Here is a 23,061-nt window from a genome sequence, read left to right as displayed (position 1 = left end):
ATAATTACTAAAAGAAATTTAAGGATAAAACGTAATTTTATCTTATACTTGTAGCGTAATTTTCGAGATAAACACGATAATTTTTCTCAAAATAGGTTAAAATTCACACTTTTTTCACAGTGAATTAATCGAAAACAAGAAAGATAAAAACCTTGAAAACGGTTATATTTACTGGCCTGTTATGAAAATTTTATTAGATTTATCTTTGACAGTTATGTTTAACATATTACATTTGCTCTAATTAACACTTAAAAATTAAATTATTGAATATGAAACATCTTAGCAGATTTTTAGTGGCTTCGATTTTTGTACTTGGACTTAGTACTGCGAATGCACAAAATGAAGACAATCCTTGGGCGGTTTCTATAGGTATCAATGCAGTTGATATTTTCCCTACGGGAGGTGACCTTATCAGCCAGGGGGAAATTTTCGACGAATTTTTTAATGCTAGTGACCATTGGAATCTCCTTCCTTCTGTTTCTAAAATATCTGTTGGTAGATATATAGGAGACGGTTTCACATTTACTGTGGCTGGTTCTGTTAATAAAATCGACAATGCAGGTGAGCTTCCTGATGGAACTCTTGTAGACGTAGATGATTTATCTTACTACGCAGTAGATGGTAGAATTAGCTATAGTCTTCAAAATGTATTAAACACAGGTTGGTTCGATCCTTACTTAGGTGTAGGTGGAGGTTATACTTGGGTTGACGAGCTAGGAGCTGGAACCCTAAACGGATCTTTAGGAATGAACTTCTGGTTAACTGAAAACTTAGCACTTAATCTTCAAACTACTTACAAGCATGTATTCGAAGATTATGCAGAAACTGGTGTTACTCCTACTCACTTCCAACACTCTGCTGGTCTTACTTTCGCTTTTGGAGGTAAAGATACAGACGGTGACGGTGTATACGACAAAGACGATGAGTGTCCAGACGTACCAGGTCTAGAAGAATTCAACGGATGTCCTGATACTGATGGTGACGGAATCACTGACGCAAAAGATGACTGTCCTGATACTGCAGGTACTGCAGAATTCAACGGATGTCCTGATACTGATGGTGACGGAATCGCTGATCCAAAAGATGAGTGTCCTACTGTTGCTGGTCTTGCTAACTTAAACGGATGTCCTGATGCTGACGGTGACGGAATCACTGATGCAAAAGACGGTTGTCCAAACGAAGCAGGTCCTGCTGAAAACAACGGATGTCCTTACCAAGATAAAGACGGTGACGGTGTTCTTGACAAAGACGATAACTGTCCAGATGTTGCAGGTACTGTAGCAAACAACGGATGTCCTGAAGTAACTGAAGAGATCCAAAAGACTCTTAACCAGTATGCTGCTCAGGTATTATTCGACTCTGGTAAGTCAACTATCAAAGACGAGTCTACAAAAGTACTTAACGATATCATCGCTATCTTAAAAGAGTATCCTACTGCTAAGTTTACAGTAGAAGGACACACTGATAGTGCAGGTAGCGCTAAGCTTAACCAAAGATTATCTGACTCTAGAGCGAACGCTGTTAAGAACTTCTTAGTAGAAAACGGAGTTGATCAGTTCAGATTATCTGCTGTTGGATACGGTGAAGATAAGCCAATCGCTTCTAACAACACTAGAGCTGGTAGAGCTAAAAACAGACGTGTAGAGATCAACTTAGTGAAAAACTAAGAAAGTCTCCCAAGAATAATAAAGAAAACGTCCCGAGTTATCGGGGCGTTTTTTTATTTTTAAATCCTAATACAACTATACCATACGTTGCTATGAGTAGTGTAAAATGAAAAGGATTTGAAAAGTTTTTTACAAGAAGTATTACAAGATTTAAACTACTCTCCCGAAGAAATTAGTAACGTAATTTTTTTGGTACCCAGTAAAAGAGCCGGGCTTTTTCTAAAAAAAGAACTCTTAAACACTTTTGGGGACTATACCATTCTACTCCCCGAAATTTACAGCATCGAAGAATTTATATCCAAACTATCAGGGTTACAGCAAATAGATAGTATTCAGGCATTATTCGAATTTTATGAATCCTATTTACAAACATTCCCAGAGCAGGATAAAGAGGATTTTGAAACCTTTAGCAATTGGGCACAAACTTTAATCAGTGACTTTAACGAAATAGATCGCTACTGTATCGATCATAAAAGCTTCTTCTCTTATTTATCTGGTATTCAAGATTTGAATCATTGGTATTTGCAAAAAGAGAAAACCGAGTTGGTACAAAATTATATTAGATTTTGGGAAAGCTTAAAGGAGTACTACGATGCATTCAAAAGTAGATTATTATCTCAAAAAATTGGATATCAGGGATTGCTATATCGAAAGGCCTCAGAAGATATCGTAAACTATATTGACGAGGAAAAGAGGACTCATATCTTGGTTGGATTTAACGCATTAAATAATGCCGAGCAGCTTATTTTTCAGGAATTGTTAGGAGCAAATATGGCTGAGGTGTATTGGGATGGAGATGAATTCTTTTTTAACAATACCTATCATGAAGCATCTTTGTTTCTTAGAAACTATAAGGAGCACTGGGAGTACTATCAAAAGTATCCTTTTCGATGGATAGGAGATCATTTTTCTGAAGAAAAGGATATCCAAATTATTGGAGCGCCAAAACACGTTGGTCAGGCAAAATATGTGGGAGAAATAGTGGCTACAATCCCAGAAAAGGAAATGGAAAATACGGCTTTGGTATTGGCAGACGAGGGATTGTTGCAACCATTGCTTAATGTCTTACCAGATACGGTTAGGTCCATAAATATTACCATGGGACTCCCGCTTAGAGAGGTCCCAATTTCCGGTTTTTTTGAGCAATTATTTGATTTACATAAACACTCGAATACAAAAGGTTTGTACTATAAATCGGTAGTGCAAGTTTTAAGCACCCTTCCTGCGTTTCGATTGCTGAAAGGAACATCCAGAAAGTTAATAGAAACCATTTCCAGGAACAATTTGGTATTTATTAGCCTAGAACAATTAAAAGAGGGTTGTAGTGATAAGGAGCAAGAACTATTAGAATTGTTATTTAAACCCTGGGGAAATGTTGCTGTAGCGGTAGAAAATTGTCGAACGCTAATTACGGAGCTCAGGGACCATATTGAGCAAGAGGATCATCAAATTGAGCTAGAATATGTTTATCGATTTTATATTGTATTCAATAAACTGTCGGCGCTAATCGATAACTATGATTATTTAAAAACCATTGCAGGGCTGCATTCTTTATATCGGGATATTTTATTGACAGAAAATTTAGATTTCTCGGGAGAGCCATTTAGTGGTTTGCAATTTATGGGAATGCTCGAATCCAGATGTTTGGATTTTGAAACTGTGATTATTACTTCGGTCAATGAAGGAATTTTGCCTGCTGGTAAAAGTGCAAATTCCTTTATTCCCTATGATTTAAAAAGAGCGTACAATTTACCTACTTATAGAGAAAAGGACGCAATTTACACCTATCATTTTTATCGATTGATTCAGCGTGCAAAAAAAGTGTATTTGTTGTATAATACAGAATCTGAAGGTGTAGGTGGAGGCGAAAAAAGCAGGTTTTTGCACCAATTGGCTATCGATAAACGTCCAAAACATAATATAGAACAGCTTTTGGTTTCGTCTGATGTACCCAAGTTGACTAGTGCTCCATTATGTATCGATAAGAATGATGAGATTTTAACCTCGCTAATGGCGCTCGCAAATCATGGTCTATCTCCTTCTGCCCTTACCACATATATTAGAAATCCAATAGATTTTTACTACAAGTATGTATTAGGAGTTCAGGAAATGCAAGAAGTAGAAGAAACTATTGCTGCCAATACCCTGGGAACTGTGATTCACAATACTTTGGAAGTGTTTTATAAGCCGCTAGAAGGTGCTGTTTTGACTTTAGAGCACCTAAAGCGGATGAAAGAAAATGTAGCCAAAGAGATTCAGATTCAATTTAAAGAAGCTTATTCAGAATTAGATATCACACAAGGTAAAAACCTCTTGATTTTTGAAGTAGCTAAAAAGTACATTTATAATTTCTTGAGGTCAGAAGAGAAGTTGCTCAATAGTGGAAGTCAACTCAAAATTGTAGCGATAGAAAGTAATCTCAAAACCGAATTAAACGTACCAGAACTTAATTTTCCCATATATATTAAAGGTAAGGTAGATCGGATTGATGAATTAGACGGTAAGCTTCGGGTAATTGATTACAAAACCGGAAAAGTAACCCGAAGCGATGTTGTGCTAATGGATTGGGATCTGATTAGTGAAGAATATAAATACAGTAAAGCTTTTCAGGTGTTGGCTTACGCGTATATGCAAAGTGCTAATGTTGTGGAAAGTTCGTTTCATGCAGGGGTGATTTCATTCAAAAATCTTCAGGAAGGGTTTCTAAGATTTGGAACGAAACAAAGTGTACGAGGTAAAGTAGATCACGAAGTCGCAGCCGAAGTAATGGATACATTTTTGATACAACTGAAAAAAGTAATCATCGAGATTTTTGACAACACAATTCCCTTTACCGAAAAAGAAGTATAACTATGATCACAAGTAAAAAAAATATTGTTTTAGAAGGTAGTCATGGCAAACCTATTGTAACAGATGTCTTCTATGCTAATGAGCTCAACAACAAATCGGTTATAGTTTTTTGTCATGGATACAAAGGTTTTAAAGATTGGGGCGCGTGGGATCTAATGGCTGAAGCTTTTGCGAATGCTGGATTTGTTTTGGTGAAGTTTAATTTTTCGCATAATGGAGGTACTGTTGAGCAACCTATTGATTTTCCAGACTTAGAGGCTTTTGCCAACAATACATTTATCAAGGAATTGGATGATTTGGAAACAGTATTGGACTGGATTACAAATCCAGATAATGAAGTGCTGTCTAATGCAAATACCCAGGACATTACGCTTATAGGGCATTCTAGAGGAGGAGGAATTGTTACCATTAAGGCAGCAGAAGATCCAAGGGTTACAAAATTAATTACCTGGGCAGGAGTGTCGGATTACAAAAATCGATTCCCAAAGGGAGAAGCTTTTAACCAGTGGGAAAAAGAGGGTGTCTTTTATGTCGAAAATGGAAGAACTAAACAACAGATGCCTCATTATTTTGATTTTTATACTTCTTTTGAAGAGGATGAAGAGCGTTTGACGATTTCTAGAGCGGTTTCACAAATCAAGATACCATACTTGATTGTACATGGCACAAAAGATCCTACTGTGGATGTGCAAGAAGCATATGATATAAGCAAGTATAATCCCAATGCGTCGCTCTTTTTGGTAGAAGGAGCGGATCATGTGTTTGGAGGAAGACATCCATGGGAAAACAGTGATTTACCGAAGGATTTAGAGAAAATCATTGAAAAATCCATTGGATTTGCAAGACTTTAACAGCTGTTATAGGCAAATAATGTAATATTTTTCATTTTTTTTGTTTATTTGTCACAATGAAGTCAGAAAGAAGGATAATAGCGGCCATATTCCTTGCCTTATTCTGTTTAATGCAGTTGGCAGAGGTTCATGTGTTTAGTCACGATGGTGATGACGGCGATTGTCAGTTATGTCTGATTTCTGCAGAAAAGATAAATGACGGATTTCTAAATACAGAAGAGGTTAATGTGCCTTGTATTATCGTAATCCCGACAGATGTTGTTCGATCTACTTACGAACAGCGTTATTTTACTTCTACAGTTAAGAATACTTTTCTTAACAAGGCTCCACCAACAGCCTAATTTTCTTATTTATTTTATTTCAACTTTTTTAACTAGTCATATAGGCTAGCTATAATTTTATTTTAATGAAAAGATTAACACTTACTATCGTAGTGTTACTTTCAGGAACTTTGATCTCAATTGCCCAAGAGTGCAATAAGACCCTTACTGGTAAAGTAATAGATTTTCATGATGGAGTACCATTGAAAGGAGCTACAATCACATATAATAATCAAACTATCGTAACTGACGATGAAGGAAACTATAGCATTAGTTTGCTATGTCCTACTTCCTATGCGTTTACGATATCACACAAGGATTGTAATTCACAAGTGGTAACCATTGACATTGAGAAAGTTTCTGCTAAAACTTTTTATCTGGAACATCATTTGAATGAGCTTCAGGAAGTAGAGGTTTCGGGTGAAGCTCCTAGTAAAACATCATCTTCGCAAGAAGAAACGATTAGTGAAAATATTCTTGAAAAATATAGTAGTGGTTCTTTGGGAGATGCCCTTAGGGAAATCACAGGTGTGTCTTCTTTGAATACCGGTTCTACGATCGTTAAACCAATAATTCAGGGATTATCGGGAAGTAGAGTGTTGATCATGAACAATGGAGTGCGTATGCAGGATATGGAATGGGGAGATGAGCATGCACCCAATGTAGATATTAATAGTGCCGGAAAAGTTACCGTAGTTAAGGGTGCCGCAGCATTGCGTTATGGAGGAGATGCTATTGGAGGTGTCATAGTTATGGAACCCAAGAACGCCCCTGCAAAAGATACCTTAATGGGTAAGACATCTGTAACAGGTTCATCCAATGGTAGAGGAGGTGCGATTACCTCTGAACTTATAAAAGGGTACGAAAGCGGATGGTTTGTCAAAGGACAAGGTACTTTCAAACGCTTTGGAGATGTCGAAGCACCGGATTATGTGCTTTCTAACACAGGTGTTTCAGAAATAGCTGCTTCTCTTGCCTTTGGAGTGAATAAGTTTACGCATGGTTGGGATGCTTTCTACTCATATTTTGATACTGAGATAGGAGTGCTAACAGCTTCTCATATTGGTAATGTTGATGATCTTATTGTATCGATCAATAGCAATGAGCCCAATGTGATCAGAGATTTTACTTATGATATTATTAATCCAAAACAGGAAGTAAAACATCATTTAGGGCGCTTACGTTATTTTAAAAGATTCGAAGAATTGGGTAAATTAACCGTACAATACGATTTTCAGCTCAATCAACGATTAGAGTTTGATATACGACAAACCGCAGCGTTACGAGAAATACCTAGCCTGGATTTGGAGTTGACCACACATACGTTTAGTTCTGATTTTAAATTCGATTCAAAATCGGATATTACTCTAGATACAGGAATTTTATTAAGATATCAGGAAAATTTTGCCGATCCCTCTACTGGAGTAAGAAGGTTGATCCCGGATTATGATAAGTATGATGCTGGAGCATTCATAACAGGTGAATATGTTGTTAATGAAGATTTGGTAGTCGATGCTGGTATACGATATGATTACAATCAAATCAATGCCAAGAAATTTTATTTAAAAACACGATGGGAAGAACGAGGGTACGATCAAGAGTTTTCTGACCTGATCATAGAAGATTTTGGTACACAGTACTTAACCAATCCAAAATTTGATTACCACAGTTTTTCTGCAACCACAGGTCTTAATTATCAGTTTAAAGATGATTATGAATTGCGTTTCAATTATGCGTTGGCGCAGAGAGCACCAAATCCCGCAGAATTGTTTAGTGATGGATTACATCATTCTGCAGCTCGTATAGAATTAGGAGATCTTAGAATTGAACAAGAGACCTCGCATAAAGTGTCGTTGTCGGCACAAAAAAATAGTGAGCGTTGGGGCTGGGAAATAGCACCATATGCCAATTTTGTTAATGATTACATCTTATTAGAACCCACAAATGTAGAGTTATCTATAAGAGGGGCGTTTCCGGTTTGGGAATATAGACAAACAAATGTGCGCCTATTAGGAACCGATGCTAAGTTATATACCCAATTACACACCAATTGGAGAACGGATCATAGTTTTTCTATTGTAAAGGGAATTGAAACTGAGAATGATACCCCACTCATTAATTTACCAGCGGCAAATTTATCTAATAAGGTAACTTTTACCAAACAGGATTGGTTAGGGCTAGAAATGTCTTTAGAAAGCCAATATGTGTTTAGACAGAATGAATTTCCACCTAACATTAGTGTTTTTTCGCCGCAAGCAGGTCAAGATGTATTATTAGAAATCAATACACCACCTGATGCGTATCATTTGTTACATGCCAATGCAGATATAGAAGTATCCGCTTGGAAAAACAGTACAATGAAAATAGGTGCCACGGTATCGAATATTTTAAATAAAAATTATAGAAACTACCTTAACCGTCAGCGTTTTTTTGCAGACGAGGTGGGTAGAAATTTTATACTAAGACTAACATTTAACTATTAAATTTTACTAAAATTATGAACTCAAGAAAATTTTTATCAATCTTAGCTATTGCAGGTACTCTGTTTGTGTCATGTTCTGATGATGATGATAATCCAGCGCCAGTAAACCCAGAAGAATTAATCACGACTATGACAGTTACTTTAACTGCAGGAACAGATGTGGTTACTTTAAGAGTATTTGATGAAGATGGTCAAGATGGGCCAATAGCTCCAGTAGCAACTGTTTCTGGAAATTTAGCAGCAAACACTACGTATAATGCTTCAATAGGTTTACTAAATGAAAGTGTAAACCCTGCGGATAATGTAAGAGAAGATGATGTTGAGCCAGAAGCAGATGAGCACCAATTCTTTTTTGAAGCTGCCGGAGGTTTGAATGTGGTAGCCACTTATTCTGATACAGAGGCTGATTATCCTCCATTAACAGGAACTAATCCAGTGGGTCTTGAATTTCAGTTAGAAACAGGTGATGCTAGTACAGGTACATTTACTGTTACCTTAAGACATGAGCCTACAAAGCCAAATGATGGTACGTTAGCAGGTGCAGGAGGGGATACCGATATTGCGCAGGCTTTCCCTATTACAATTGAATAAAACGACTTTAAATAATTTGAAACAATAGTGATTATATGTTATAAGTTGAGTTTGTAGATTTTCTTTCGCAGATAATAATTTGTTTCAATGTTAAACCCTCGAGGAAGTAGTTACCCTTGAGGGTTTTTTTATCACCAAAAAGCAGAAATTGGTATACATTTTGATGAATTTACGATAAGATAACATCGCGGTTTTCGATTTTGCTCAGAAACCATTGAGAATATGTTAATGAAAGAAGAAAAACCACATTATAAAATGTTATAAAATGTGATATTCAATGGGTTAAATGCAATGATTTTACGAAGACATTACGGCATCGTTAAATATTATTTATCATCAAAAAAGAGCTGTTATAATTGAGTAAATGACATTATATTCGCGGCATAATTAGCAACAAAGAAAACAATTGAAACTATCATAATTAGTATAAGTTGAGTTTGTGTTAAATACTACTACTAAGTTTCAATTAAAAACCCCCGGATTAGTTACCCGGGGGTTGTCTTTTTTAGCATTTTATAATTGGATAAAAAGAAATATCTTTTACCCATTGTACTGGTTTTCTATACAAATGGTGGAGGTGCAATTAAATTACAAATTCCTTTTCTAGTCATTCCACTATTACCTTCGCCTTGTCCACTAGTCCCCCCTTTTCCGTTGATCATATTTTGTTGATCATTAGTTAAACGTGTAACATTGATTTTGTTTAAAGAAAGCTTGTTTAGATTTTTAGATTTCATTGTGTGAGTGTTTTAAAAGATTTACATGGTAAAAGTACCTAATATGTTAAAGAACGGAGGTATGTTTTTTGGGGTTGCACCCAAGATTTAAAAATTTATAACCAAGATTTATAAATTTTAAGCGTGGTAATTAGTATGAAAAAAATAATTTTAAACTATTGATTATCAATATTTTATGCATGTATAGATGAATTTTGATCCATTCTTTTCTGGAAAGCCGATGAGAATGACTGTATATTATTGAACCCAATCTCTTGAGCGATGGATTTGATAGAATATCATCTAAATTTACTGTAAGTTTTTAGTTTTTCGATACAGAATTAATTACATAATCCATTTATCTTTTTTGCAACTTTAACCATAGTAAGGTGATTTTTTTTAGAACATCTTCTTTTTTCAAACTTTTGTTCATATACTTCTTCCTCCCTTCTTATTGCAATAGAAACTACCATAATCGGTATAAGTTGATTTTGCGTTAAATACAACTACTAAGTTTCAATAAAAAACACCCCCGAATTAGTTATTCGGGGGTGTTTTTTATTGCCAATCTATATGCGGATAAATCTAAATAGATGGTTTATTATCCAATTGGGTCATTTTTTAATAAGCAGGAGGAGGACCAATTAAACAGATTCCTCTTGTCATTCCTTGTTGACTATCGCATCCTATTGATAATCCTCTTTGTCCTTTAATCAAGTTTTGTTGATCGTTAGTTAAGCATGTAACATTAATTTTGTTTAAAGATAGCTTGTTTAGATTTTTAGATTTCATTGTGTGAGTGTTTTAAAAGATTTACATGGTAAAAGTACCTAATACCTTAAAAAACAGGGGTATGTTTTTTTGGGTTGCACCCAAGATTTAAAAATTTGGAGCCAAGATTTATAAATTTTAAGTACGATGATTAATACTAGAAAAAAAATACAAACTAATGATTATCAATATTTTGTATGTAGTCCGACGGGTTTTGATCCATTCTTTTTTGGAAAGCTGATGAGAATGACTGTATGTTATTGAATCCAATCTCCTGAGCGATAGATTTGATAGAATATCGTCTAAATTTACTATCGGTTTTTAGCTTTTCGATACAAAATTCAATACGTAAGTCATTAACGTAGTTTGCAAAATTCTGTTTTTTGTGAGAATTGATCACTTTGGATAAGTAAGAGGAGTTGGTTTTAAATTTTTTGGCAACCTTGGCCATAGTAAGATCATTTTTTAGAAACTCCTGCTCTTCTTCAAACTTCTGAAGGCGGTAGATGATGTTCTCTACTATTTCTGGAGCGATTTCAATTTGTTTAGATGATTTTCTTTTGGAGGCTTTGCTTAATAAATCGGTATACTTCTCTTCAAATTTTTGTTCGTATACCTTTTTCTCTCTCTTAAAATAATAGAAGTACGCAAAAGACACCAAAGAAATTAATAGGATAGCGGCAATCAACAAACGATACTGTAGTGTTTTGCTTCGTTCTTGTATACCTAAAATCAATTCATCTTTATCTTTAATAAGTTGCGCGGTATCATAATTCTTAACGATGCTGGCGTTAAGAGTGCGTTCTTTTTCCTGGCTTATACTATCATATTTAATAAGCTTCTCCATAATTTCCAACTGATTGGTTTGATCATCGTTGGATTTATAATGATCGATAAGCATTGTATATGTATCCCGAAGTGAGTTGGTATAGTTGGATTCATTAATTTCACCGTCTATTTTCTTAAGATGTGTAAAGGCTTTTTCTGGTTGCTTCAGGGCCAAATAGGTTTTAGCCAGAAATAATTGATTAATATAGTAGTTGGTATTGTTCTGACTTTTATTAAGTAACGTAGACGCTTTACTTAGGCTATCGATGGCGATGGCATATTCTTTTCTTAGATAGCTGTTAGTACCATATCCTGATAGTAAATCAGCATACATTATTTGATTATCACTAGTAAGACTTTTATTAATTCCTTTTTCAAAATAAAATTTAGCAGAATCAAGCACTGAAAGTCTATTATAGCTATCACCAAGATTAAAATAAGTTATAATATAATAGTCCAAAAACTGACTTATGGTGTCTTTTGTTCGAATAATTTCTAGGTTTTTTTGAAAGGTTCCTAAGGCCTCTCGATTTTTACCTAGCGTGTTTTTTAGCTCTGCAATATTGTGTTTGCAAGCTATAATATGGTCAATATTTTGATTAGACTCTGCATATTCTAAGGCCAACAAGTAATACTCCAAAGCTTTGCTGTACTTTTTTTGATCAAGAAAAACCAATCCTTTCCCTATGTATCCCCTGGCAGGGTAGTACTGATCTTTAATATCCTTGGTAAGATTAATTATGGTGTCACAATACTTTAATGCTGTTGGGCTATGGTTCCAACTAAGTCGCAGGAACATATAATATCCATTCGCAAGCTCAAGCGTATCTTGATCATTTTTTGCCTTACGTAGATAAGAATGAGCAATATGACGTGCAATAGAGGTATCTATCCGTTTTTTTTGATTATACCTTTCAGATAATTCTGTATAAGATTTACCTGCTAATGCCTTTTGTATAGAATCATTGGTTTGTGCAATCGTTAGGGCATTGAGATCTAAACTATTTTTGCCAAAAGAAAAGAGAGAAGCTTGGAATAGAAACAGGATAAATATAAGGGATAAAATAAATCGCATGGGTAATTAATTGCTATTCTATAATAAATGGCGTTCGTTTATCTTGTTAAAAATCCGTTTACGTTAAAAAAATTAACAGTCGACAAACTACGCAAAATTTACAAATCTTCTGTTATAAATTTATGATTTTACGGTTTCCCCTTTTTTCTTGTAATGATTCCCATCCCTTGTAAAGATATGGTTTTAAAATGTAAAAACATCTATATATTTATTAGCCAATCAGTAACTTAGATCTTCTTTACGGCGAATGCGAATAAAATTCAGTTTAACTTTATTAATACTGCAGACTCTGGACTATGGATCTCGCAAAATTAAAAAATAGTTAAGTCGTTGGTTAAAACCGATATTGATCTATCTTTTAACTTAGATCATTATGTACATTTTGAAATTCAAAATGCATTTTAACCATATGTGTCAACATCTGTTGAAATGTTACCAATGATTTCGAATGTAATTCAAAATAGTTATGGTATTCGTTATTAGTAAAGGTATTAACGATTGGTAAATCAGTCAATAGCGATTTAACTGTTTTTAGACAAGTTATTTTCCCTTTATCAATGATCAAGTTTTAAACTCGGAAATGAATTCTTTGGAAAGGAGTTAAACAATTATTTTAGTAAGAGAAATGGACTATTCATTTGCAATTGCTTGCAATCGTTTTTGGATTTTATTTGTCCCGTTTGGTGTAAGGTGTGCACTCGAAGTCTCTTTGATAAAAATAACACCATCAAATGCTTTACCAACTTTTCTTTTTCGGATTGGCTTTGTGGTGTAATCTAAACTCCATCCAGCACCTGCACTGTAGCAATAGAGGTCTTTGTTTAGGAAAGTATGAGTTATTGCATACGGTATTGTACTCTTATTAAGGTCTATAAATAATATATTTTTTTGCGATTGCGCAAAATACCAATCTATGCTACCCACATCTGCTGGCGCCAAGGTAAATGACTCAATCCCAGAGTAATTTTGATCTTTAACGACATAATTCAAGCCTTGAAAACTTCCCTTATAGGTAGAAAAGCCAATTGCATAATATTGATCGCCAAGATATTCTTTCAATACGCTCCCCAATGGTCTTATATAACCGTTGGCCTTTTCTTTTGGATCTTTAGAGATATGGCCGTTATGCGCCCAAACCATTAACTTGTTATTAGATGCTTTATTTTGTAATATCTCAAGAATAGTCTGTGCCATATATTCGTCTCTTATATTAAAAGATGTATTGGCTTGTAGTTCATCATCGTTGGATTCTACCCCTTGAATGATTTTTTTGAGATCATAAATAACACTGTCATACTCACTATTTGCAGTAATGTTAATTAGTCTTTGTTCGTTCAAAATCAAATAGGATAATAATGAGTACAACTTTTCTCGCTCTGGTTTAAAATCCGGGATATACTCGTTTGTGTTTAATTTTTTAAACAAAGAGTCAATTTGTACTCCCGTCAATTCTGTATTTATTTTATCAGTGTACCCTTGGACATTTTGATAAGCCGCATCCAAAGCGTTCATCTGAGTATCCATACCCAAAAATTGTACTTTTTTATCACTAGAAACCGAAGCGTTGTATGTTCTCATCCACTCGATCATATCGATCACCTCTTCGGTATCCCATACCCAAAATCCTTGAGAGGATAAAGCTTCTCTACTGGTCCCTTTTCCATACAATACATAGTCGTTTATGGGTCTGCATCCTATATTACTGGCTTCGATGGCAAAAATCCTAAAGTCCAATTCTTTCACCAAAAACTCGAGAAAACGATGTTTCATCTGGAAGATTTCTTTGGTGCCATGACTGGTTTCTCCCAGGCCAATTACTTTTTTATCTTTTAGAATTTCCTTTAAATCAGAAAAATCCTGTAAACCCGTTTCGGCCTTAACCCCTTTTAAAGTGATAGATTCCTTTTTAATCCAGGAAATCACACTGTCTTGTTGTGCCTTTTCAAAGATGAGTTTATCGTTGTATTCTTTTTCTGAAAGGATCATATAATCTGTGATTTTATAAGAGCCTTCTATATTGTTGATATAGTTTTGTCTGGTTGAATCGGTAAGACGCTTGGGGATATATGGAGAGATTTCGAAAATATAAGTCCCATCGGTTGTAGCCAACTGCTCAACGACTTCCAATTCGTTCGAGTTGTCATTAAAAGTTTCTAAAGTATCTTTTTGTGGTGATAATGCTAAAACTTGAATATCGACATCTTTTTGTGCGACATGTAGTTGTAAAAACTCTCCTTGTTTTAAAGGAACTTCGAAGGCATATTTTTCATTTCCTTTAACTAATACTTCTTTGTTTTTTTCAAGTGTTTGGGATATTGAAGGCAACAAAGATAGATAAGATATTAGGGTTACTATGATACTATGACGAATGTAGTTTTTCATAAAAGAATACGGTTTTAAGATGGGGGAATTCAAATGATTGATACCTATAAATTAACTATTAAGTAATATGTTCAAAGAGCACTTTCAATTCTTGTGTAAAGATATGGCTTAATGGGCGCAACGCCTTATTTTTCAGCTATAAATACCTTAAGTATAGACCAAGATTTATAAAAATATAACAGGTAATTAATATACAATTACGCTGATTTTACTAGGGTTACAAAACGATTTATATTCAGCTAGAAGATTTCCTTTGAAGAGGTATCAAAAAAGAAAGAGTTGCAATGATTTTTGCAACTCTTTGATTAAAGTTTTGATAAAAGTGGAGAAGATGGGACTCGAACCCACGACCTTTTGACTGCCAGTCAAACGCTCTAGCCAGCTGAGCTACATCCCCTTTTTGAATTAATCGGCACCACGAAGCACCAATAATGGGAGCCTACTTTCAAAATCTTTCTTAAGAACGGTGTTTTCTTCCCAAAGCTTAGAGAAAAAACCTCGCTTTCTTCTGAAAACACAAATAAGATCTGGATGGGTCTCATTCAAATGTTCCAAAACACCTTGAAAAAGTGTAGCATTTTCAGAAGATTTGTAGGTAGATACAATCTCACCTAGTTCTTTTTGAAATTCTGAGTCTTCAGGCAAAAAATCCGAAGTTTTTACTTGAAGTAACTTTAGCTCAGCGCCAAATGTAGTTAAAATTTCTTTGATAGGAGTTAAAGCATTTTTCTTTTTTACTACACCAGATTTTACAGCCATGAGTACAGTTTTGATGGGTGTAAATTTGTGTTGTGAGGGTATAATCAGGACGGGTATTTCGGTTTTTTTAACCAAACTACCAGAAGTTTCACCAAGAAAATATGGATTATTAAGGTCACTACTTTCAGAACCCAAAACAATCAAATCAATCGCGTGTTCCAGATTAAATTGTGGAATGGCTTCCAGTAACTCTCCTTCCAAAGGAAGTGGGATCACTTCTACTCCTTTTTTGTCAAGAGCACTCAACTTTTCTTCAATAGAAGATGTGCTGATTTCTTTTAAAGTTTCATTTACCGAAGGCAAACTACCTGATCTGGGTAGCTCTTTAAATACTTCTACTGCATACACCGTTCCACCAAGCTCTTTGGCTAGATCCACCGCATATTGAAGTAATGAGTTACTAATTGAACTTTCAGACAAGCCCACTGGAACAAGAATGTTCTTCATCCCTATAATTTGATTTGTGATTAAGGTGACAAAATTACAATTTTAAAGTGATTGGTTGTAGAGATAACTATAAAGATATCAGGTGGTTTTCTTAAAGTTTTTTTAAAAATCCCTGTAAACCAATGATAGAACTATCATTGCAGATATAAAGTTAGTACTTTTGGCATTTTCCTAAAAAATATGATTCGTAAAGCCATATTATCTGATTTGGATGTCATCCATAAACTCACACAATCATGTGCTCAAGCTATGATAGCCAAAGGGATCTATCAATGGAATGAGCATTACCCAAAACGTGAGCGTTTTGAAAAAGATATCCAATTACAAGAACTGTATGTTTTTGAAAAAGATGCAGTCATTATTGGGACCATAGTATTGACTGAAATCATGGATGAAGAGTACATCCCGATAGAATGGCTCACCAAAAATGACAATAACCTATATATCCATAGATTAGCTGTTGATCCAGAGTATTGGGGAAAAGGATATGCGCAACAGCTTATGGATTTTGCCGAGGATTATGCACGTAAGAACAACTATGAATCGGTACGATTAGATACCTTTAGTCAGAATACACGAAATCAAAAATTTTATGAAACCCGTGGATATCAACGTTTAGGAAATATATATTTTCCAAAACAAAGCGAGTATCCTTTTTATTGTTACGAGCTCATACTATGAGTGCATTAATCAGTTTTAAAAATATCAATAGACTTGCAATTCCGGCTATTGTTTCAGGGATAGCAGAACCTATTTTATCGGCTACAGACACAGCTGTAGTAGGTAACATTCCCGTATACGGAACAGAGTCTTTGGCTGCTGTTGGTATTGTAGGGTCATTTCTTTCGATGTTGATATGGGTTTTGGCACAAACGAGAGCTGTTATTTCGGCTATTATTTCTCAATACCTGGGTGCAGGAAAATTAGATGAAGTAAAGACACTACCTGCACAAGCTATTCTTTTCAATATAGGACTTAGTATAACCATACTGATTGCAACCGTACCTTTTATAAGAGAGATTTTCGAATTGTTAGAAGCCAAGGGAAAGGTTTTAGAATACTGTATTTCTTATTACAGAATACGAGTTTGGGGATTTCCATTGTCCCTTTTTGTTTTTGCTATTTTTGGTATTTTCCGAGGACTACAAAATACCTTTTGGCCCATGATTATTGCCTTAATTGGTGTAGTAGCTAATATAGCGCTGGATTTTGCTTTTGTATATGGGATCGAAGGTATATTGGATCCTATGAATCTGGAAGGAGCAGCCTGGGCTAGTTTGATATCTCAAGTCTTAATGGCTGTTTTATCGTTAATATTGCTGCTTAAAAAGACAGAGGTTTCTCTAAAATTGGAAGGGCTTTGGCATCCAGAAATGAAACGTTTCTTGGTGATGAGTGGTAATCTTTTTATTCGATCTTTAGCCTTGAACGCCACTTTGATGTTGGCAGTACGCGAAGCAACTAGTCTAGGAACCAATTTTATAGCGGCACATAGTATTGCCATACAGTTATGGCTGTTTTTCGCATTTTTTATTGATGGTTATGGCGGTGCGGGAAATATTTTGGGAGGTAGGTTATTGGGAGCCAAAGATTACAAAACGCTTTTTGCAATGTCAAAAAAAGTAACGGTTTATGGCGTAATTGTAGCTTGTCTTTTAGGGGGAATAGCAGTATTAATCCCTAAACAACTTGGCTTGATTTTTTCTAAAGATCCAGAAGTATTATCCATTTTTACCGATTTTTTCTATATCGTGGTCATTATGCTTCCAATCAATGCATTAGCTTTTGTGGGAGATGGTATTTTTAAGGGTATGGGAGAAACAGGATATCTTCGAAATGTATTGGTAGGCTCTACATTCCTTGGCTTTGTACCTGCGTTGTTGATTACCCGATATTTTGGTTTGCAACTGCACGGAGTGTGGATAGCAATCTCTGTTTGGATGCTGGTAAGAGGAGTATCTCTGGTTGTAAAATTTAAGAAAAAGTACATCCCACTAGCGGTGGGATAAGATTACTTTGATCACAAACCAGAGTGTTACCAGATAAGTAGATAGCATTATAAGCTCTAAACGGTATTTTTCAAGATACTTTTTTATCATGGTTCAAAAATAGAATATGTTGATATATAATGAAATACGTAGTGATACGTATTTAAAAACGTCACTTTGTATAAAAATATACCGGACAACGCCTAACCCCATTGCTGCCCGGTATTTCAACTACACTTAAGTAAAAAAATGTTGCTTTATTAGATAGTGTTACAATCAAATGATATGTTACCCACTTTTTTTAAATTTTTTTTGTGAGGTGTCTGAGTAGAAGTTTTCTTACTTCCTTGGAACTATAAAATTTCAAAACTTTATATACTTTTATCAAAAACAGATACGATGAGTACCACCGATAGAACCAATGGGAGTTTATATGTACATACCGAGAATTATATTACCACTATTGAATTTGGTCACCCTGCAAGTAATTCGTTCCCATCAGAATTATTAGAAAGATTGACCCAAGCATTTATTAAATTATTAGATGATCAAAATACACGAGTTATCATTTTGAAATCTGAAGGCGATAGAGCGTTTTGTGCAGGGGCTTCTTTTGACGAGTTGGTTGCGATTACGAATTTGGAAGAAGGAAAAAAATTCTTTTCAGGTTTTGCTAATGTAATCAATGCGATGAGAAAGTGTCAAAAACCAATTATTGGAAGAGTGCAAGGTAAAACTGTTGGTGGAGGTGTAGGATTAGCTTCTGCTTGCAACTATTGCTTGGCAACCGAAGCAGCGTCTATAAAATTAAGTGAGCTTACTATAGGTATAGGTCCTTTTGTGATCGAGCCTGCGGTATCCAGAAAAATCGGAATAGCCGCTTTTGAGACTTTAGCATGGGAGGCTTCGCAATGGAAGAATGCATATTGGGCCAAAGAAAAAGGACTATATTCAAGAGTTTTTTCAGAGATTAATGAACTGGATAAAGAAGTACAATTATTGGCTGAAAAATTAGCGAGTTACAACCCTCAAGCCTTAGAGCAAATGAAAAAAGCAATTTGGGAGGGGACAGAACATTGGGATGATTTATTAGCCGAAAGGGCAGCAATTTCTGGAGAATTGGTATTATCCAATGCAACCAGAAAAGCTCTTGAAAAATTCAAAAAATAAAAATGGATATTTTAAACTTTTTAGGAGGAAACGGACTGTTTCTTATTTTAGGAATAGTATTAGTTGTAGTTTACTTTGTAAACAAGCGAAAAAGAAGGTAATCTTCCGTAACTTTGCACAAATTAATACAAGGAATGAGTAAAATTCGGATCACGAAAGAATTTTCTTTTGAAACAGGTCATGCGCTTTATGGCTATGACGGGAAGTGTAGAAATGTACACGGACACAGTTATAAGTTGAGTGTTACTGTAATAGGAACTCCTATTGCGGATACCTCGCATGTTAAATTAGGAATGGTAATTGATTTTGGAGACCTGAAAAAAATTGTAAAGGAAGATATTGAAGATGTTTTCGATCATGCCACAGTATTTAATAAAAACACCCCTCATGTAGAATTGGCCAGAGAGTTGGAAAAAAGAGGGCATAATGTGATTTTGGTAGATTATCAACCTACTAGCGAAAATATGGTACTTGATTTTGTACAAAAAATAAAGAAAAAGTTACCGGATACTATCGAGTTACATTCTTTAAAGCTTCAGGAAACTGAAACATCGTATGCCGAATGGTACGCGTCAGATAATGAATAACTTGCACTGCTCTAATAAATGCCTATATTTATTTTATAAACACAGATTATGAACCTTCCGAAGGGGAAAAAGATTTACTTTGCTAGTGACAATCATTTGGGAGCTCCAACATCGGAGAAAAGTTTTCCAAGAGAACAAAAATTTGTAAAATGGTTGGACGAAGTAAAGGAAGATGCAGCTGCCATTTTTTTATTGGGAGATCTTTTTGATTTTTGGTTTGAGTATAAAACTGTTGTCCCCAAAGGTTTTACAAGAACATTGGGAAAACTTGCAGAAATTACCGATTCAGGAATTCCGGTGTATTATTTTGTTGGGAATCACGACCTCTGGATGAATGGTTATTTTGAGGAAGAACTCAATATTCCTGTATACCACAAACCCAAAGAGTTCGAATATAATGGAGTATCTTTTTTTATAGGCCATGGAGATGGTCTTGGTCCTGGTGATAAAGGATACAAACGGATGAAAAAAGTGTTTACCAATCCGGTAGCAAAATGGTTTTTTAGATGGTTGCACCCAGATCTTGGAGTGAAACTAGCGCAATATTTGTCGGTAAAAAATAAGCTAATTTCCGGAGATGAAGATGTGACCTTTTTAGGAGAGGATAACGAGTGGTTGGTGCAGTATTGCAAAAGAAAACTAGAAGAAAAACACCGAGATCATTTTGTATTTGGACATCGGCATTTACCTATGGAAATTCAATTAAATGAAACATCGAGATATACAAATCTTGGAGACTGGATTACCCATTACACCTATGCCGTTTTTGATGGAGAAAAATTAGCGCTAAAACGTCTTTCAGAGTAAATAAAAAAGTAGGGCTGCATGCGCATACAGCCCTGTAGAGTGTGGATTGCCAGGATGGTTTATTTCAAGAGCATTTGTTCTACAAAAACAGCTTCGCCAAGGGTAACTTTTACCAGGTATAATCCTTGAGTTGTTATATTACTTTTTAAATCGTTAAGAGCGATTACTTGATTTCCCTTTTCTTCTATTGTTATGGATTTAGAAGTAACCCTTTTTCCATTAAGATCTATAATTTCTACAGTGCACGTTTCGTGGGTAGCATCAGAAATCTGAAGTTTGAGATTGTCTAAAGTAGAAGGATTAGGAAACAGCCGTATATTTTTTGAATCCGATATCAAGTTTTGATTTGCTCTGCTTGTAGTATTATTTAACCCCTGGATCACGAATTTTTCCCAGGAACCAATGTTGGTTCTATTACAGAAAACACCTTTGTCTTTTCCGTTTTCATGGCTCACATATTTACCATTATTACCTTTGATTGCATAGAGATCATTTCCTAAGGGTTCCAAAACGAATTTTTCCCAGGCTCCCACCGCATTACGGTTACAATTCATAGCTTTGGCTCCGTTCTCAGAACTTACATATTTACCATTTTTGCCTTTGATCGCATATTGGTTATTACCAAGAGATTCGAAAGTAAATCGTTCTTCTACCCCTGCGGTATTGCGATTTGCTCTCATCGATCGAGAACCATTTTCGGCACTTACATATTTATTAATAGATTGCCCCAAAATCGCAATATTAGTATTAGGCGAACTATCTGTGCCTTCAGGAATTACATAAACCAAAATATCAACGACAGAGACATTCCCTTTGTTGTCATAGGCTTTTACTTCAAGAAGATAATTCTTTACAGGTAGATTGGCTAAAGCATTATCCTGTCCGCGGTCATTCCATAAATAGGGAGCAAATCGTTCCACTCTCACCAATTGTCCATCGATAATTAGTTGTATTTCTTTCACCCCGTCTGCGTCTGTAGCCTCTGCTTCTACGGTAAAAATTGCAGGAGCTACTAATCGTTTATTCAAGGTGGGGAAAAGCACTCGTAGTTTTGGGCCTTCTCCTTGTCCACTGCCACCGGTTCCTGCCATTCCTATTTCGCCCAAATCATCTCCACCGTCACCTCCATCGGTTCCGCCGTCTCCATTAAACCTCGGTCTACTCGATAACCAAGCCATATCCCATTTGGGTCCGATTTGATCACATCCTTCTGGACCCAGATCTACTCTCCCTGGGCAGCCAGGTTCGTCTGGTGCGTCGTTAAATGGTCCATTACCACATTGTATGTCATTATAAATGGGATCTCCATTTTGGTAAGCACGATAATTGGGGTGTTTTTTAAGTTCGTCACAGATATCAACCACGCTGTACGCGGTATTGTTAATAGTAACGGTTTTATTGGCAATTCCATGATCCAAATTAGAATCACACCAACAAAATCCATTGGCTTCAAAGCTGTCTTTCCAACCTGGTCTGGGATTCCATTGTTGGGATTGTACGGTAATCGTCGTAGAAAAAATGGCGAGTAGGGTAAGCATGTAAAGTTTACGTCTCATGTTTAATTTTTTTGCGTGAATATTTATATTGGTTATTTTGTAAACGTAGTTAATTATGTGTGGAAAGAGTACTTTTGGAGTACATATATGGGGTAAAAGAATACATAAAGCATACTTGTCGTATGATATGGTAAAAAGGAAAGTCTCTAGAGGATCTTATTAAAGAGATATTGTACGATGAAGTGCTTTTTCATCAACATGAATACCAACAGATTCTGGTGCTTTGAGCGCTGAGGTATGGGTGAAGAAAAATATGGATTGATCGAGAACAGCTTCCACCAAATAATGACTTCCATTAAAATAAGAATTCTTTACTCTTACTTTTGTAGAGGAGTTTTGATCAATGGATATTTCATGAGGATATACTAGAATATTCTCCTGACTATTATGACCCAACAAAGAAAGTGCTACTTGATTTACTTCGCCAAAAAGAGACGCGATATAGTAATCTTGTGGGTTTTGATACAATTCTTGAGTTGGTTTTTTGACCACAATTTCTCCTTGACGGATGACAATGGTTTCGTTGGTAAATGAAAGGATGTCGGTTTTGTCGTGTGTAGCAGTAATACTGGTAATATTGTTTCTGTTGAGATACCTGAAAAGATTTCTTCGTAAAGAATTTCTTCTGAAATTATCTATGTTATGAAAAGGCTCGTCCAAAAGCAGTACTTCTGGTTTTTTTGCTAGGGCTTTGGCAAGTGCCACGCGTTGTTTTTGCCCGCCACTTAGATTTTCTACTTTGGTCGCTGCAAAATCTGTCATTTCAACAATTTCGAGTAATTCATTTACTCTTCCTTGCTTTAACTCAAGCTCGAAATTGGATAAATATTGTCCTATATTTTCTGCAACAGTTCTGAAGGGTTGTAATTCGAATCCTTGCGAAAGATATTTCATGTTTTCTTCACCTGGGACTAGATTATAAAGGGGGCCAAGTAACTTTTTATCTTTCCAGAATAATTCCCCCTCGTTGGGCTGTAACAATCCATAGATGACTTTCAACAAGGTGCTTTTACCACAGCCACTAGCACCAATAAGGGCGATGTGTTGGCCTGGTTCAATCGTAAAGTTGATATTTTTTAGAACAGGGATGGTGTTGTAAGCAAAAGAAAGATTGTGAATTGCAAGCATATTCAAAGATATTGAACTTTGATGAAGTTTTTGAAGAAAAAAATCCACTTCTTTTTAAAGAAATGGATTTTTTAAGTATAGGGAGT

General features: G+C 35.5%; 18 protein-coding genes and 1 tRNA gene. 11 read left to right on the top strand and 8 right to left on the bottom strand.

What is annotated here, in order from left to right; translation table 11 throughout:
• Positions 1–269: 269 nt before the first annotated feature.
• The 6 genes from AC0L3Q_RS24870 to AC0L3Q_RS24845 all read left to right on the top strand — a co-directional run bounded on the left by AC0L3Q_RS24870 (position 270) and on the right by AC0L3Q_RS24845 (position 8,761).
• Positions 270–1,667, top strand: a complete 1,398-nt coding sequence (locus AC0L3Q_RS24870; RefSeq protein WP_473283946.1) for an OmpA family protein — start codon at positions 270–272, stop codon at positions 1,665–1,667.
• Positions 1,668–1,784: 117 nt separating this feature from the next.
• On the top strand, positions 1,785–4,517 hold the full coding sequence (locus AC0L3Q_RS24865) for a PD-(D/E)XK nuclease family protein (RefSeq protein WP_473283945.1): 2,733 nt from the start codon (positions 1,785–1,787) through the stop codon (positions 4,515–4,517).
• Positions 4,518–4,519: 2 nt separating this feature from the next.
• A complete protein-coding gene (locus tag AC0L3Q_RS24860) occupies positions 4,520–5,368 on the top strand; it encodes an alpha/beta hydrolase family protein (RefSeq protein WP_473283944.1) in 849 nt (282 codons plus the stop codon).
• Positions 5,369–5,424: 56 nt separating this feature from the next.
• Positions 5,425–5,709, top strand: coding sequence for a hypothetical protein (locus AC0L3Q_RS24855; protein WP_473283943.1), 285 nt, complete (start codon positions 5,425–5,427; stop codon positions 5,707–5,709).
• Between the two features lie 65 nt (positions 5,710–5,774).
• Positions 5,775–8,171: a TonB-dependent receptor gene (locus AC0L3Q_RS24850; RefSeq protein ID WP_473283942.1), complete on the top strand. Its 2,397-nt coding sequence runs from the start codon at positions 5,775–5,777 to the stop codon at positions 8,169–8,171.
• 14 nt (positions 8,172–8,185) lie between these two features.
• Complete coding sequence (locus AC0L3Q_RS24845; protein WP_473283941.1) at positions 8,186–8,761, top strand: type 1 periplasmic binding fold superfamily protein; 576 nt, start codon at positions 8,186–8,188, stop codon at positions 8,759–8,761.
• A 560-nt stretch (positions 8,762–9,321) separates the two neighbouring features.
• Here AC0L3Q_RS24845 and AC0L3Q_RS24840 read toward each other — a convergent pair.
• The 6 genes from AC0L3Q_RS24840 to AC0L3Q_RS24815 form a co-directional block, all read right to left on the bottom strand.
• Positions 9,322–9,498, bottom strand: coding sequence for a class I lanthipeptide (locus AC0L3Q_RS24840; protein WP_473283940.1), 177 nt, complete (start codon positions 9,496–9,498; stop codon positions 9,322–9,324).
• 600 nt (positions 9,499–10,098) lie between these two features.
• Positions 10,099–10,269, bottom strand: coding sequence for a class I lanthipeptide (locus AC0L3Q_RS24835; protein WP_473283939.1), 171 nt, complete (start codon positions 10,267–10,269; stop codon positions 10,099–10,101).
• 154 nt (positions 10,270–10,423) lie between these two features.
• Positions 10,424–12,151 carry a helix-turn-helix domain-containing protein gene (locus AC0L3Q_RS24830; RefSeq protein ID WP_473283938.1) on the bottom strand — a complete coding sequence of 576 codons (1,728 nt, stop codon included), beginning with the start codon at positions 12,149–12,151 and terminating at the stop codon, positions 10,424–10,426.
• 630 nt (positions 12,152–12,781) lie between these two features.
• Positions 12,782–14,533 (bottom strand): erythromycin esterase family protein, encoded by a 1,752-nt coding sequence (locus AC0L3Q_RS24825; RefSeq protein ID WP_473283937.1) that lies wholly within the window; start codon positions 14,531–14,533, stop codon positions 12,782–12,784.
• A gap of 323 nt (positions 14,534–14,856) precedes the next feature.
• A tRNA-Ala gene (locus AC0L3Q_RS24820) sits at positions 14,857–14,930 on the bottom strand.
• An 8-nt stretch (positions 14,931–14,938) separates the two neighbouring features.
• Positions 14,939–15,739, bottom strand: coding sequence for a universal stress protein (locus tag AC0L3Q_RS24815; protein ID WP_473283936.1), 801 nt, complete (start codon positions 15,737–15,739; stop codon positions 14,939–14,941).
• A gap of 180 nt (positions 15,740–15,919) precedes the next feature.
• Between AC0L3Q_RS24815 and AC0L3Q_RS24810 the strand changes: the two genes are divergently transcribed.
• The 5 genes from AC0L3Q_RS24810 to AC0L3Q_RS24790 all read left to right on the top strand — a co-directional run bounded on the left by AC0L3Q_RS24810 (position 15,920) and on the right by AC0L3Q_RS24790 (position 20,291).
• On the top strand, positions 15,920–16,420 hold the full coding sequence (locus tag AC0L3Q_RS24810) for a GNAT family N-acetyltransferase (protein ID WP_473283935.1): 501 nt from the start codon (positions 15,920–15,922) through the stop codon (positions 16,418–16,420).
• On the top strand, positions 16,417–17,748 hold the full coding sequence (locus AC0L3Q_RS24805; RefSeq protein ID WP_473283934.1) for an MATE family efflux transporter: 1,332 nt from the start codon (positions 16,417–16,419) through the stop codon (positions 17,746–17,748). Before AC0L3Q_RS24810 ends, AC0L3Q_RS24805 begins: the two co-directional genes overlap by 4 nt.
• A 378-nt stretch (positions 17,749–18,126) precedes the next feature.
• The gene (locus AC0L3Q_RS24800; protein ID WP_473283933.1) at positions 18,127–18,897 is read left to right on the top strand and encodes an enoyl-CoA hydratase/isomerase family protein; all 771 of its coding nucleotides are present in this window, start codon (positions 18,127–18,129) and stop codon (positions 18,895–18,897) included.
• 134 nt (positions 18,898–19,031) lie between these two features.
• The gene (locus tag AC0L3Q_RS24795; protein ID WP_473283932.1) at positions 19,032–19,484 is read left to right on the top strand and encodes a 6-pyruvoyl trahydropterin synthase family protein; all 453 of its coding nucleotides are present in this window, start codon (positions 19,032–19,034) and stop codon (positions 19,482–19,484) included.
• A gap of 48 nt (positions 19,485–19,532) precedes the next feature.
• Positions 19,533–20,291 (top strand): UDP-2,3-diacylglucosamine diphosphatase, encoded by a 759-nt coding sequence (locus AC0L3Q_RS24790; RefSeq protein WP_473283931.1) that lies wholly within the window; start codon positions 19,533–19,535, stop codon positions 20,289–20,291.
• A gap of 59 nt (positions 20,292–20,350) precedes the next feature.
• Here AC0L3Q_RS24790 and AC0L3Q_RS24785 read toward each other — a convergent pair whose 3' ends face one another.
• Both AC0L3Q_RS24785 and AC0L3Q_RS24780 read right to left on the bottom strand, forming a co-directional pair.
• A complete protein-coding gene (locus AC0L3Q_RS24785) occupies positions 20,351–21,847 on the bottom strand; it encodes a T9SS type A sorting domain-containing protein (RefSeq protein ID WP_473283930.1) in 1,497 nt (498 codons plus the stop codon).
• A gap of 159 nt (positions 21,848–22,006) precedes the next feature.
• Positions 22,007–22,975, bottom strand: coding sequence for an ABC transporter ATP-binding protein (locus AC0L3Q_RS24780; protein WP_473283929.1), 969 nt, complete (start codon positions 22,973–22,975; stop codon positions 22,007–22,009).
• Positions 22,976–23,061 lie beyond the last annotated feature (86 nt).

The sequence above is a fragment of the Aquimarina sp. KJ22-3 genome (assembly GCF_055808215.1).
This window is presented reverse-complemented; position numbering and strand designations above follow the sequence as displayed.

Bases quoted from the DNA above. Each gene is read 5' to 3' on its own strand.
- AC0L3Q_RS24870 (WP_473283946.1), top strand. From the start codon at position 270: ATGAAACATCTTAGCAGATTTTTAGTGGCTTCGATTTTTGTACTTGGA.
- AC0L3Q_RS24860 (WP_473283944.1), top strand. From the start codon at position 4,520: ATGATCACAAGTAAAAAAAATATTGTTTTAGAAGGTAGTCATGGCAAA.
- AC0L3Q_RS24855 (WP_473283943.1), top strand. From the start codon at position 5,425: ATGAAGTCAGAAAGAAGGATAATAGCGGCCATATTCCTTGCCTTATTC.
- AC0L3Q_RS24850 (WP_473283942.1), top strand. From the start codon at position 5,775: ATGAAAAGATTAACACTTACTATCGTAGTGTTACTTTCAGGAACTTTG.
- AC0L3Q_RS24845 (WP_473283941.1), top strand. From the start codon at position 8,186: ATGAACTCAAGAAAATTTTTATCAATCTTAGCTATTGCAGGTACTCTG.
- AC0L3Q_RS24840 (WP_473283940.1), bottom strand. From the start codon at position 9,498: ATGAAATCTAAAAATCTAAACAAGCTTTCTTTAAACAAAATCAATGTT.
- AC0L3Q_RS24835 (WP_473283939.1), bottom strand. From the start codon at position 10,269: ATGAAATCTAAAAATCTAAACAAGCTATCTTTAAACAAAATTAATGTT.
- AC0L3Q_RS24830 (WP_473283938.1), bottom strand. From the start codon at position 12,151: ATGCGATTTATTTTATCCCTTATATTTATCCTGTTTCTATTCCAAGCT.
- AC0L3Q_RS24825 (WP_473283937.1), bottom strand. From the start codon at position 14,533: ATGAAAAACTACATTCGTCATAGTATCATAGTAACCCTAATATCTTAT.
- AC0L3Q_RS24815 (WP_473283936.1), bottom strand. From the start codon at position 15,739: ATGAAGAACATTCTTGTTCCAGTGGGCTTGTCTGAAAGTTCAATTAGT.
- AC0L3Q_RS24810 (WP_473283935.1), top strand. From the start codon at position 15,920: ATGATTCGTAAAGCCATATTATCTGATTTGGATGTCATCCATAAACTC.
- AC0L3Q_RS24805 (WP_473283934.1), top strand. From the start codon at position 16,417: ATGAGTGCATTAATCAGTTTTAAAAATATCAATAGACTTGCAATTCCG.
- AC0L3Q_RS24800 (WP_473283933.1), top strand. From the start codon at position 18,127: ATGAGTACCACCGATAGAACCAATGGGAGTTTATATGTACATACCGAG.
- AC0L3Q_RS24795 (WP_473283932.1), top strand. From the start codon at position 19,032: ATGAGTAAAATTCGGATCACGAAAGAATTTTCTTTTGAAACAGGTCAT.
- AC0L3Q_RS24790 (WP_473283931.1), top strand. From the start codon at position 19,533: ATGAACCTTCCGAAGGGGAAAAAGATTTACTTTGCTAGTGACAATCAT.
- AC0L3Q_RS24785 (WP_473283930.1), bottom strand. From the start codon at position 21,847: ATGAGACGTAAACTTTACATGCTTACCCTACTCGCCATTTTTTCTACG.
- AC0L3Q_RS24780 (WP_473283929.1), bottom strand. From the start codon at position 22,975: ATGCTTGCAATTCACAATCTTTCTTTTGCTTACAACACCATCCCTGTT.